Here is a 13557-nt window from a genome sequence, read left to right on the forward strand (position 1 = left end):
ATAATACCGGTTTGGTTAAACAAACAGGTACGGGCGGTATAACATTTTCAGGGATAGTCACCAATAATTCGGGCGGTGTTATAACGCAAAACGGCGCATCCGGACTCATGCAGTTTACGCTTGCTCCAGTTAACGGCGGTTTAATTAATCAGACCAATGCCGGCCCGCTAACCTTTACCGCAGGGGCTACCAATAACTCCGGCGGTAACATTACCGAAGGCTCCTCGGGGGTTATGCTTTTTTCGGCGGGGGTTACCAATAACTCAGGTGGTACTATTACCGAAGGTGGATCGGGCCTTATAACATTTAATACTACCTTAAGCAATACCGGCCTGGTTCAGCAAACGGGTACAGGAGGTATAACATTTACGGGGATAGTAACCAATAACTCGGGCGGTGTTATAACGCAAAACGGACCATCAGGACTCATGCAGTTTACGGCTGCCCCGGTTAATGCCGGTTTAATTAACCAGGTAGATGCCGGTCCGCTAACCTTTAGTAGTACGGTCGCCAATAATTCGGGCGGCACTATTTCACAGGCCAGCACAGTCACCGGCAGTGTTATGACGTTCGCACTGGCGGTAACCAATAGTTCGGGCGGCACCATTACACAGGACAACACGGTCGGCGGTACCATGACCTTTACCACTACTTTAGGCAATAGCGGTTTAGTTAACCAAACCGCTACCAATACAGGCGGTATAACATTTTCAAATACAGTTACCAATGCCGCCGCTACCAGCGTACTTACTTTTAGAGGTGGAACAGCTACGTTTACCGCCACATTTACAAACGGAGCTACAGCCAATTTAAACCAGTTTGGGCCGGGAACAGTTACTTTTAACAATACGTTTACCAATTCTGGTACAGTTACCCAGACAGGGGGTACAATAGTGTTTCCATTGGTATCTGCATCTGTATTTACTAATAATGCCGCCCCGGCAACATTTACTGCCAGTGCCGGATCTGTGACGTTTAGCGGTGCAGGCGCTCAAAGCATAACTAATTTAAATACTACAACACCTGTTACATTTAATAATTTAAACATCAGTGTAAGCGGCACCAAAACTTTAGTGGGTGCAGGTAAATTTATCATAGCTAGCAGCGGTGTTATCACCTTATCAACTATAGGCAACACCATATTTAATCCCGGTATTGCCTTACTTACGCTTAGTTCGAACGCTACGAGTACGGCTTCCGTGGCCACTTTACCACCGAACACCAGTATTACCGGTAGTCCGTCTACTATAAGCATACAAAGATATATAACGGGTGGCAATATTATTTACCGGGGTTATCGTTTACTATCATCGCCAGTTCAAGACCCGGGGTCAGGCGGCTATTATAGCTTAGGTTATTTAATAGGCGGAGGTGCTGGTGGCACAGGCAGTTACATAAGCGCAGCTACCGGAACCGGCGGCGGATTTGATGTAACCGGTAACCCCAGCATGTTTTTATATCGGGAAAGCGCAACACCAAGCAATGCTTCATTTACCAGTGGTAACTATCGGGGTATTGAAAAAATAAATAATACTACTCCTTCTTATTCAATAGGCATTACCGGGGATGGAAGTCATAACCTGGGGGTTGGTAACGGTTTATTGTATTTTTATAGGGGTAATACTGGCACCAGCACATCAGCGGTTCCAAATAGTTTGATGTTCACCAGTTCGGGCGTATTAAACCAGGGCCCAATTACTGTTACATCATGGGTAACCGGCACAACTAATTTATCATATACCGCCGCCAGCATCGGCCCCCCTACTGACCCAAGGACAAATGTTGTTGGTTATAACTTAGTGGGCAATCCGTATCCAAGCACTATTGATTGGAATACTTTCCATACAACAGCAGGAGCTACAGGTATTTTAGGCACTAACCTTGATGCAACTATATATACTGTTGACCCTACTACACAAGGTTATGCAACTTATTTAAATGGCGGAAGTACAAATAGTGGCTCACGTTATATAGCAAGCGGGCAGGGCTTTTTTGTACACGCCAATGCCCCAGGGGCCCAGTTAACTTTTTATGAGGACGCTAAAGTTCCTAACCAGCCGTCTCCCTTGTCTTTAAACGCATCGACTCCTTCTGTTGAACATACGCACCTGCGTTTGCAGTTAGCAAAAGATTCTGTTCATAAAGAAGACATTTATCTGGGCTTCGCCGCCAATGCCAGCACTAAATATGTTATAGATGAGGATGCTCCTTATAGACTAGGAAATGGCACCGTTAGTTTATCAAGCTTTTCAAGCGATAACAAGGCTATGGCTATAAATTTTTTGCCTTTGCCCAAAGGAGTTCAAACTATCCCATTAAATGTATTAACAGCTGCATTTGGCACTTATAAATTAAATTTAACCGAAATAAGTACGGCTTTTAATATTTACGATGTTTGGTTAAAGGATAATTACACCAAAGATTCGCTGGATATTAAGCATAACCCAACTTATACCTTTAATATTAAAACCGATACTGCTACTTATGGTGCAAATCGGTTTAAAGTGGTGATTCGTTTAAATGCTTTAAAAGCGGTTCATTTATTAAGCTTTACCGGTGTGCAGGATACTAAACAGATAAAATTAACCTGGACGTCCGAAAATGAAGAAAATTATACCACCTATGTATTACAACGCAGTATAGACGGCGGCCATACTTTTACAAACCTGGATAGTTTAACATCGGCTAATTTGGGCACTTATAATGACCTTGATCCAAACCCGGTAACAGGTATAAACCTGTATCGTTTAAAACAAGTTGATGTAACTGGCAGCGTTAGTTATTCGGCTGTTTTGTCATTTGCCTATACTCCACCAATAATACCTATAGCTGGTAATAATAATGCCGTAAGTGTTTATCCTAATCCTGTAAAGTATATTTTGGGTGTGGTTATAAAACCTAAGAGCGACAAACCGGCAAACTATAAAATAATCGTTACCAACAATATGGGTATTGTAATAAAAACTGCTACTACAACGCTCCCAATATGGCTTTATGAGGTGGCAAATTTATTGCCGGGCACTTATTTTGTAAACGTTACCAGCAGTAAAGACAATAGTTTAGTTGGACGCGCTACCTTTATTAAACTATAACAGATCATAAATTATCATACAAAAAAGCCCTGCCAGATTTTTTAAACTGGCAGGGCTTTCTATTATAAATTTTATATAGACTTAGTAGATACAGGCGAAACAAAACCTCGTCTGCCCCTTGGCACTCTTCCATCGTTACGGCCACCAGCCGGTGCAGCTGATGATGGAGCTAAACTTAACTGATCTAAAACGCCCGCAACTACTTCAGGCAGATCGTCAATATTTTTTTGTTGATTATGATGTACTTCGCCAACCCCAAAGCCACGCCAAACTATCTGACGGCTGCGCCTGTCAATCAAATCAATAATTAAAGTACCTTCTTTGTAATGCTCTGTCCCCTGGTTATAACCATCATACATAAATGGCGCGCCATAAGCATAATAATACGGGCGATACCAACCACCCCAGCCACCAAAACCACCATAGCCAAAACCAAAGCCCGGATACATACCGCCATAATAATTAGGATAGTAATAAGTACGGGTGCCTTTACCTACTACGCTCGAGTAACTTACAATCAGATCGGGGTCGCGCTGGTTTAGTGTTAAACCTTTAGTTACTAATGATGCCGTTGCCGCGTCTTTTATCTTTGCATCGGCAGCCATATTGGTAGTTGCTTTACTATTATTTCGGCCCGTCGGCATCCAGGCAAAAGTACGGTACCGGCTTAAATTTGTGCGGTTTAAACCCGCAACATAATAATCATAACTGGTACAGGCTGATAAGCCTGAAATGAATAAACCTACCAGTACTGCATAAATTGATCTTCTCATGGCTAATTATCCCCTTCTTTTATATTTTTATTAGACAAGCAACCTAAAAAAGGTTTAACACTAAATTAAGTTTTTTTGAACTTATATTTTTTGTCAAATCTTACATTCATAAACTAAAAAAGCCAATCAAAAATTGCACATTTGCTAGCCCGATGGTACCGCTAGCTTACGGGAGGATATATTTGTTTATTAAGCAGCATGAGCCAGTATTTTATAATAGATTTCGATAGTACATTTACACAGGTTGAGGCACTAGACGAACTTGCCCGCATATCCCTAAAAAATCATCCCGACAGGGAAAAAATATACCAGCAGATAGAGGACCTGACCAATGCTTCTATGGAAGGCAAACTATCATTTAGCCAAAGTTTGGAGGCTCGTGTTAAACTGTTACAAGCTAACCGCGATCATTTAAAACTGCTTATCACACATTTAAAGAAAAAAGTTTCCACTTCATTTTCGCGCAATACCATATTTTTTAAAAACCACCAGGACGAAGTATTGATTGTATCGGGTGGATTTAAGGAATTTATTATACCTGTAGTTACCGAGTATCATATTAAAAAAGAAAACATCTACGCCAATACTTTTGAGTTTGATGAGGATGGTAATATAACAGGCTATGACCGCGAGAACCCGTTATCGCAGGAAGGTGGTAAAGTAAAACTGTTAAAAGAGCTTAAATTGGAAGGTGATATTTATGGTATTGGTGATGGCTACTCTGATTTCCAACTAAAAGAATCGGGCATGATCAAAAAATTCTTTGCCTTTACAGAAAACATTGAACGTAAATCGGTAGCCGAAAGAGCAGACCATATAACGCCAAGTTTTGATGAGTTTTTATATATCAACAAATTGCCACGGGCTATATCATACCCAAAAAACCGCATAAAATGTTTGGTGATTGGTAATATTGAGGAAGATGTACTAACCCAAATGCAAAAAGAGGGTTATAACATACGCCAGCGTGATAGCATTGAAGAAAAGTATCTGGATGAAGCAGGCGTATTGCTTTGCGACGAGGACAACCAACCAACCCCCGAGCAGGTACAAAATGCCGGCCGACTTAAAGTTATAGGTTGTTTTGGTAAAGCTAACCGTAAACTGGGAGAAGCGGCTTGCGAAAATGGCATTATTGTTTTTGATGACCCCAAACATAACCCGCGTAACGATGATTTTTTACCCAAACGCGTAATTGCTTTTATGAACGAGGGTAAAACCCATACCAGCTGCAATTTCCCTGATCTGCAACCACCGCGAATTAGCAACGCGCACCGCCTGATACACATCCACAAAAACGTACCGGGGATATTGGCCAAGATAAATGATGTATTTGCCCGCCATAACATTAACATAGTTGCAGAGTTTTTGGTTACCAACGAGCAAATAGGTTATGTAATAACCGATGTTAATACCGGTTATGATACCGAAGTATTGGATCAGCTAAAGGCTATTGAGCATACTATTAAGTTTAGGTTGCTTTATTAGGCCATAGTCGATGGTCCATAGTCCATGGTTTTTTAATTAATCCATGGCTTGTGGTTAGTAACCTATAGTTCATTGCTCAATTAGTGCTGCCCAAATCTATCGACTATGGGCCATAGTCTATGGACTATTAGCTATGAACCAACTTCTACCATCGGCACTACCAACACCGGCACTTCTGAGTGACGCACTACATGCTCGGCAATGCTACCCATTAACAAGCGATCAATACCTGTACGGCTGTGGGTGCCAATAACTATCATATCTGCACCAAATTCTTTACTGCAATTAATTATACCATCGGCGGTATCGCCAAACTCGCTAAAATGAGTTACGTCCAGGCCATCGCCAAACTTCTTTATTGTAGCATCAATAATAGCCTTTGATGCGTTGTTTTGTATATTAATTATATCTATATCTGCCACTGTCATATCTGATGAGCCCATCAATGGGTCGCCGGAGTTGTTATATGGCATTATAACCGGTTCAACAATATGCACCAAACCTACATGGGCTTTAAATTTATGGGCGATATCAAAACCGTATTTAGCGGCGTGTTCGGCAAATTTACTGTTGTCTATCCCGATGAGTACTTTCTTGATCAGCATGATTTATGTAGGTTAGTGTATTATATAAACAAACTAGCGGCGATATGTTTGAGCCCTAAATTTTCCTCCATGATTTGATTAAGGGCAGGCTATTATATTATGTTTAAAACCCATTATTATTCATCCAGCTTTTGCACCAGTCAAACCATTTCTCTTTACTGGTTTTGTTATTGATGCCAAAGCCATGGCCGCCTGCCTGGTACACGTGCAGCTCACCTTTTACTTTGGCTTTGATCATAGCGCTGTAAAACAATAGCGCGTTTTCAATAGGTACTGTACGGTCATCCTCGGCCATTACAATAAATGTAGGTGGGGTATCGGCAGTAACTTGTTTTTCGTTGCTGTACAGGTCAACCATATCTTGCGATGGAGTTTTACCTATTAAATTATCTTTTGATCCCTGGTGTGTCTTATCGCTAAAGGTTATAACCGGGTACATTAAAATAGCAAAATCAGGGCGTACACTAACATTGGCTTTATTATCTATTACCACTTTATTAAAATGAGTTTCGGCAGTTGATGCCAAATGTCCACCCGCCGAGAAGCCTATAATACCAATCTTAGCCGGATTAATACCCCAATCGGCAGCACGACTACGTATCAATTGTATAGCAGCTTGAGCATCCTGTAACGGGCCGATGGTTTTATCAATCATGATCAGATCGCTTGGTAAACGGTATTTTAAAATGAAAGCGGTAACACCGATCTGGTTAAAGGCTTTGGCAATGCTTATGCCCTCATTCTCCATTGATAGGCCCGAATAACCACCACCCGGACAAATAACAATGGCGGTGCCTGTGGCAATGGCTTTATCTGCAGGGTATGGTAACAGCGTTGGTATGCTTACTGTACGCGCCCAACCATTAGCATCATTCTCTACATAAGTTGCCGGCGTAGGTTTTGAGTTAGGCACACCATCGGGATATAATGGAATTTGTTTAACATCCTGAGCATGAGTTAATGGTATAGTCGCGATAAATGTTAACGCAATAAAAATTAGTTTTTTCATTAGTTTATACTTTTTGGAGTTGATATATGTTTATTAAAATCCGTTGGCGTTTAACCAGCTTGCACACCAGGTAAACCAAAGCTCGCGGCTTTTGGGGTTATGCAAGCCAAAGCCATGCCCGCCGGCCTGGAAAAGATGCAACTCGGTTTTTACTTTGTTTTTTAGCAAAGCCTCGTACATCATTATAGAGTTTTGTACAGGTACGGCACCGTCATCGCCAGCCTGTACTAAAAAGGTGGGTGGTGTATCTGCAGTAACCTGTTTTTCATTACTGTAAAGCTCAACTAATTCGGGCGAAGGGTTTTTCCCTATTAAATTTTCGCGCGATCCTTTATGAGCCTGATCGCCAAAAGTTATAACCGCATATAGCAGCAATGCAAAATCAGGGCGAACGCTAATGCCTTTATTATCAATTACCGGTTTATTAAAATGGGTCTCGGCAGTTGCCGCCAGGTGGCCGCCTGCAGAAAATCCCAATATGCCAATCTTTGACGGGTTAATACCCCACTCGGCCGCGTTTTTACGTACCAGCATAATAGCGGTTTGCGCGTCCTGTAACGGACCAATGGCTTTGTCAACCATTATCTGATCGCTTGGCAGGCGATATTTTAATACAAACGCGGTTATGCCGATCTTGTTAAATTCTTGCGCAACCGCATAACCCTCGTGCCCGGCAGCTAATATACTGTAGCCTCCACCAGGGCAAATAATTACGGCCGATCCGTTTGCTTTGCCCTTCTCCGGGAAAAACGGAGTTATAGTTGGAATGCTTACTTTTGATATATGCATATCCGCACTTGTTGCTTCAACGTAAGTTGCGGGCGTGGGCTTTGAATTGATTACGCCATCTGGATATAACGGAATTGCAGGCGCGGTGCCTTGGGCATAAGATATAGTTACCATAGCCATTAACAGCAAAGTTGTAAATACGGGTTTCATAATAAAAGGTTTATACAATAATAAACCTTTTCGGAGAGAAAGACTTACGAAGTTTTAAAAACTTAGTAAGTATTTTGTTAATATTAACCATTCGGCCCGCCAAATTCCATTAGGTATGCTTTCAGGAAATCGTTCAAGTCACCATCAAGTACCGCTGCTGCGTTCGATGTTTCATGATCTGTACGCAGATCTTTAACCAGTTTATAAGGATGCAATACATAGTTGCGTATCTGCGACCCCCACTCTATTTTCTTTTTATTGCCTTCAATTTTATTACTGGCTTCCTGGCGCTTGCGCATCTCGATCTCGTACAATTGCGATTTCAGTAAGCGGATAGCGTTATCTTTATTCTGCAATTGCGAGCGCGACTCCTGGTTTTTGATAATAATGCCTGATGGTTTGTGATATAAACGCACCGCGGTCTCTACCTTGTTTACGTTTTGCCCACCTGCACCGCCTGATCGGAAAGTTTCAAACTCAATATCCGCAGGGTTAACATCTATCTCAATAGTATCATCAACCAAAGGGTAAACGTATACCGAAGCAAAGGATGTATGGCGCTTGGCGTTCGAATCAAACGGTGAGATCCGCACTAAACGGTGTACGCCGTTCTCGCCTTTTAAATAGCCGTAGGCAAAATCGCCTTCCAACTGTAAGGTTACAGTTTTAACACCTGCCGACTCTCCCTCCTGGAAATCCTGCTCGGATACCTTGTAACCATTCTTTTCGCCCCACATAATATACATACGCATCAACATGCCGGCCCAGTCGCAGCTCTCTGTACCGCCGGCTCCTGCTGTTATTTGTAGCACGGCGTTAAACTGGTCCTCTTCGGCTGATAGCATGTTTTTAAATTCAAGCTCTTCAACCACTTTTATGGCCTCGTTATATTGTTCCAGCATTTCGGCTTCAGTAGCATCACCACTCTTAAAAAAATCAAACATAACGCCGGTATCATCAATAACCGATGCTACTTTCTGATACTCGTCTGTCCAAACTTTTTTTGTTTTGATGGATGCTAAAACCTTTTCGGCTTCCTTTGGATGGTCCCAAAAATGGGGGCCTACAGTTATGTCCTGTTCTATTTTTAATGCATCAAGCTTCTTGTCGATGTCAAAGATGCCTCCTCAGGGAAATTAATCTATCCCTTAAATCCTGGATCTGTTCTTTAGTCATGAGGCAAATATATAAAATAGCGATGGGTTTGAAATCTATTGGTAATTAAAACAATGCTAGTTGATACAATTAGTACAGATAAGTGCGGGGGGGCAAAACTATTTTTAATTAGCATGTAGCAGTCCAGGTGAAAACTGGAAAACTTGTATAATAAGCTGCATAAGTTCAGCTCCTTTTTGAGAATCTAAAGAAAGGGCTATACATATGCTTATAAAAGTGTTTATTAAAACGCCTTTGTAATCAGTCTTACTTAACGCCTCAACCCGTTCTGTTAAATACTTTATGTGATGTGCAACTATTTGTTGTTGTACATCGTTTTTTGTATAACGTTCGTTAATCAATACTTTCAACTCGGATAAAGCGATTTTGATGCTTTCAGTTTCTTCTTTACTAAAATTACTTTGGTCGGCGTAATTAATGGTTGTAATATCATTCGCGTTTTTTCTTTGCAAATAAGTAGACCATAGATCAATTTCATTAACTTCTCTAATGTATCCTTTTAGATCTTTAACAAGCCAAAGCTTAAATTCTTCAAGACCTTGCCTAAAATTATGAAGATTGGATGGTTGGTTCAGCTTTAATTCTAATGCTGGCGTGAATTTTACCGAAGCTATATTAAACAACTCAAAACTGTCTGGTCGCTCAAGAAAGACAAATTGCATCTTTGGCATAGGTTTGTATGAAACCTTCAAACCATTAACATAAGAACCTGATAAACTCGGAAAAATAGCCTTGAAATTCTCATTGATTTCTAAATTATCAATTCCAATTTCGTGTGTTAATAGCGTCTGGAACAGTTCATTTTTATACTCTTTTAACATAAGCTAAAAGTAATATTTTTTGCAATCAATAGCAATCTGCAAACGTTACAAGGAGAAATTACTTACTATTGATTTGTTTTATTTAAAAGAAGTTTTGGAGGCCTACAGTTTAAACTCTAATAAAAAAGCCTGTCCGCAATAGCAAACAGGCTCTTCATAGATAGATGGAATATTTTAAGCTACAGCCAACTGGCTAAGCAATGTGTTCATATTGTTGTTTCCGCTAAGCATAGCCAATAACTTGCCTAAACTAAAATCAGTATCCTGCTCATTTTTTGATTGTTGTATTATTTCCTGCATAACCGGCGGAATCAACTCTTTAGCAACTTGCAAAGCTGCAACCGGCTCAATGCCGTAATAGTTATTCAGTTTGTTAGCAAACTTATTAACAGTGCTAGTAATTAGCGGGTTATTATATATACCCGGGAACTGAAAATATTTGATCATATCTTTTAGCTTACCGCTTTCCATCTGGCCCTTTAATACCTCAATGATGGAGCTTGATGCTTCATTAATCACCGCTTCATGGTATTTTACCGGAATTACAGGGTTGTCAATAACAGCCATCCCGGCGTTATTTTTAACAAGCATAAAAAGTTTTTCAAACATAATACAAGTACATTTAAATTCTGATTATCAAAATGACGATAAATAATTGATTTATTTATCAAGTGTTCAAATATATTAAATAATAATTTTAAATATGATACTAAATTTGTTTAATCATTAAAAATATTACAATTCAATGAAATAAAAACAAACCTATTTATAATTGTGTTGAAATAACACCTGCGTCACTTAGTTTAAAATTTAATATGCACCTAAATATTAAATTCTATTTTTGCTTACAAAATATAACCAATTATGCTGCCAAATATTGATTTTACCACCACCCAATCGTATAAATACTTAACCGATCATTATATCGACGTAGTATCGCAAAGCCTTAAAGGATTATTTGATTCTGATAATGAGCGCTTTGCTAAGTTTTCTGTTCAGTTTGAAGAAATTCTGCTGGATTATTCAAAAAACCGCATTACAGACCAAACTATAGCTTTATTGCTACAGTTGGCTAAAGAGTGTAGGCTAAATGATGCAATAAGCGCTATGTTCAGCGGCGAAATAATTAACGCAACCGAGGGTCGCCCGGTGTTGCACATCGCATTGCGCAACCAAAGCAATACTCCAATTTATGTTGACGGTAAAGACGTAATGCCTGATGTTAATAGTGTATTACAACACATGAAAGAATTTAGCAATGCTATCATCTCCGGTTCATGGAAGGGCTATACCGGCAAAGCCATTACCGATGTGGTAAACATTGGTATCGGCGGATCTGACCTGGGACCGGTAATGGTTACCGAAGCGTTGAAATCATACAAAAACCATTTAAACCTGCATTTTGTATCAAACGTTGACGGTACACATATTGTAGAAACTTTAACAGGATTAAATCCCGAAACTACTTTATTCCTCATCGCATCAAAAACATTTACCACGCAAGAGACTATGACTAATGCCCATAGCGCCCGCGATTGGTTTATTAACAGCGGTAGCAAGGATGAGGATGTTGCCAAACACTTCGCGGCATTATCAACTAATGCTGATGGTGTTGGCAAATTTGGTATCGACACTAAAAACATGTTCGAGTTTTGGGATTGGGTAGGTGGCCGTTACTCTTTATGGAGTGCTATTGGTCTGTCTATTTCTTTAAGCATTGGCTTTGATAATTTTACCGAGCTTTTGGCCGGTGCCCATGCCATGGATAATCACTTTAAAACTGCCGAGCCGTCTGAAAATTTACCTACTATACTGGCTTTAGTCGGCATTTGGTACAATAACTTCTTTGATGCCGAAACCAATGCCATTTTACCATACGATCAATATATGCATCGTTTCGCAGCCTATTTTCAACAAGGCGATATGGAGAGTAATGGTAAGCATGTCGACCGCAATGGCAAACATGTTGAATATCAAACCGGGCCTATTATTTGGGGTGAGCCGGGCACTAACGGTCAACACGCATTCTATCAACTGATCCACCAGGGCACCAAATTAATTCCTTGCGATTTTATCGCTCCTGCACAATCACATAATCCGCTGGGCGAACACCATACTATGTTGCTATCTAACTTTTTCGCGCAAACAGAGGCGCTGATGAATGGCAAAAGTTATGATGAGGTGGTTGCTGAATTAAAAGCATCCGGTAAATCGGCAGAAGAAATTGAGGAACTGGCGCCATTTAAAGAGTTTGAAGGCAATCGCCCCACCAACTCTATACTGGTTAAGAAAATTACGCCGCGCAGCTTAGGATCGTTAATAGCTATGTATGAGCATAAGATATTTGTACAGGGCATTATCTGGAACATTTACAGTTTTGACCAATGGGGTGTTGAACTAGGCAAACAACTGGCCGGTAAAATATTACCGGAGTTAAGAACCAATGATAAAATCGCTTCGCATGATTCATCAACTAATGGGTTGATCAATCAGTATAAGGCTTGGCGGTAAGCCAGTTGGCAGTTTTTAGTTAACAGTTTGCAGGAGTTTATTTTGCAAACTGCCAACTAAAAACTGCTAACTATTTCTTCTTAACAAACTCAACCTGGTAAACGTACGGCCATTTTTTGCCGGTTACAAAAAGGCGTTTGCCCTTAGCATCCCAGGCTATGCCGTTTAATACATTGTTTGAGTTATCAAAATTTGCCGGGCGTTGTGATTGGGGCCAAAGGTTTGCCATGTTTGCGCGTTGCAGCACGGCACCAGTTTTGGGGTTGATAACCAAAATGGTATCTGTTGTATAAACGTTTGAGTATAGTTTACCATCAATATATTCCAGCTCGTTTACCATGTTTATTGGGCCCTTATTATCATAAACATCAATAAAGCCGGTTTGATGGTAATCATTCTTATCCAAAAACCAAATCCGGTTGGTGCTATCATCCAGGTACATTTTATTACCATCAAAAGTTACACCCCAGCCTTCAATGCCTACATTGTTGTTAAAAGTACTTAGTAGTTTAAAGGTGTTTTTATCAAACACAAAACCTATCTTGTCTCTATAAGTAAACATTACTATCTTGTCGCCAATAATGGCGCTGCCCTCGCCAAAGTATTTGGCATCAAGTTTTTGCCGCTGTACAACCTTGCCGGTTTGCAGGTCTACTTTTCTAAGGTCTGACTGGCCCGCAGTACCAGTAGTTTCATACAAATAACCATCCTTGTACAAAAATCCCTCGGTATAGGCGCTGGTATCATGCGGAAATTTTTTAATTACCTTATAGGTAAACTCTTCCGGAGCTTTTGCCGGCAGCAGCACTATATTGGTTGAGATCTCCTGGCTTTTGCCACCACTGTAAACTTTAACCGTGATTGTTCTGGGACCCATTGGAAGGCTATCCGTTTTAACAAAAAATCCCGCCGAACCTTTACCTGAACCTACTCTTACCGAATCAATCAGATAAGCAATTGAATCCGGTTTTAAATCACCATAGTTCACTTTTACGGTTACTTTGTCGCCGGTTTTATAGGACGTTCCGGCGTCAGGTGTAATGGTGATGTCGCCTTCATGTTTCGTATTGGTATGACAACCAAACATACTCAAGGTAACAGCAGCACTTAGTATAAGTATATTTATCTTTTTGCTGATCATTG

Annotated in this window: 11 protein-coding genes; 3 read left to right on the forward strand and 8 right to left on the reverse strand. The window is 40.5% G+C overall.

The window, feature by feature from the left end; all coding sequences use genetic code 11:
* The coding region (locus JWQ34_RS02230; protein ID WP_299353288.1) for a hypothetical protein at positions 1-3092 on the forward strand (3092 nt) is incomplete at its 5' end.
* A gap of 71 nt (positions 3093-3163) precedes the next feature.
* Here JWQ34_RS02230 and JWQ34_RS02235 read toward each other — a convergent pair.
* Positions 3164-3865 carry a DUF4136 domain-containing protein gene (locus JWQ34_RS02235; RefSeq protein WP_299353291.1) on the reverse strand — a complete coding sequence of 234 codons (702 nt, stop codon included), beginning with the start codon at positions 3863-3865 and terminating at the stop codon, positions 3164-3166.
* A 198-nt stretch (positions 3866-4063) separates the two neighbouring features.
* Here JWQ34_RS02235 and JWQ34_RS02240 point away from each other — a divergent pair, with 198 nt between their 5' ends.
* A complete protein-coding gene (locus JWQ34_RS02240; RefSeq protein WP_299353293.1) occupies positions 4064-5353 on the forward strand; it encodes an HAD-IB family phosphatase in 1290 nt (429 codons plus the stop codon).
* A 131-nt stretch (positions 5354-5484) separates the two neighbouring features.
* Here JWQ34_RS02240 and JWQ34_RS02245 read toward each other — a convergent pair whose 3' ends face one another.
* From JWQ34_RS02245 to JWQ34_RS02270, 6 genes are all read right to left on the reverse strand, one after another.
* Complete coding sequence (locus JWQ34_RS02245; RefSeq protein WP_299353294.1) at positions 5485-5958, reverse strand: universal stress protein; 474 nt, start codon at positions 5956-5958, stop codon at positions 5485-5487.
* Between the two features lie 103 nt (positions 5959-6061).
* Positions 6062-6967: an alpha/beta hydrolase gene (locus JWQ34_RS02250; protein ID WP_299353296.1), complete on the reverse strand. Its 906-nt coding sequence runs from the start codon at positions 6965-6967 to the stop codon at positions 6062-6064.
* 33 nt (positions 6968-7000) lie between these two features.
* A complete protein-coding gene (locus JWQ34_RS02255; RefSeq protein WP_299353298.1) occupies positions 7001-7906 on the reverse strand; it encodes an alpha/beta hydrolase in 906 nt (301 codons plus the stop codon).
* An 83-nt stretch (positions 7907-7989) separates the two neighbouring features.
* A protein-coding gene (gene prfB / locus JWQ34_RS02260; protein ID WP_299353300.1) for a peptide chain release factor 2 occupies positions 7990-9082 on the reverse strand; the annotation gives its coding sequence in 2 pieces (ribosomal slippage) (positions 7990-9021 and positions 9023-9082; 1092 coding nt in all).
* A 104-nt stretch (positions 9083-9186) separates the two neighbouring features.
* Complete coding sequence (locus tag JWQ34_RS02265; protein ID WP_299353302.1) at positions 9187-9903, reverse strand: hypothetical protein; 717 nt, start codon at positions 9901-9903, stop codon at positions 9187-9189.
* 174 nt (positions 9904-10077) lie between these two features.
* Entirely contained in the window at positions 10078-10512 is a 435-nt protein-coding gene (locus tag JWQ34_RS02270) for a hypothetical protein (RefSeq protein WP_299353304.1), read from the reverse strand.
* Positions 10513-10767: 255 nt separating this feature from the next.
* Between JWQ34_RS02270 and pgi the strand changes: the two genes are divergently transcribed.
* Positions 10768-12414: a glucose-6-phosphate isomerase gene (pgi, locus tag JWQ34_RS02275; protein WP_299353307.1), complete on the forward strand. Its 1647-nt coding sequence runs from the start codon at positions 10768-10770 to the stop codon at positions 12412-12414.
* A gap of 70 nt (positions 12415-12484) precedes the next feature.
* On the opposite strand, the gene JWQ34_RS02280 is transcribed toward pgi, so the two are convergent.
* The gene (locus JWQ34_RS02280) at positions 12485-13555 is read right to left on the reverse strand and encodes a glutaminyl-peptide cyclotransferase (RefSeq protein ID WP_299353309.1); all 1071 of its coding nucleotides are present in this window, start codon (positions 13553-13555) and stop codon (positions 12485-12487) included.
* Positions 13556-13557: the final 2 nt, after the last annotated feature.

This window comes from Mucilaginibacter sp. (assembly GCF_028288185.1).
GTDB lineage: Bacteria > Bacteroidota > Bacteroidia > Sphingobacteriales > Sphingobacteriaceae > Mucilaginibacter.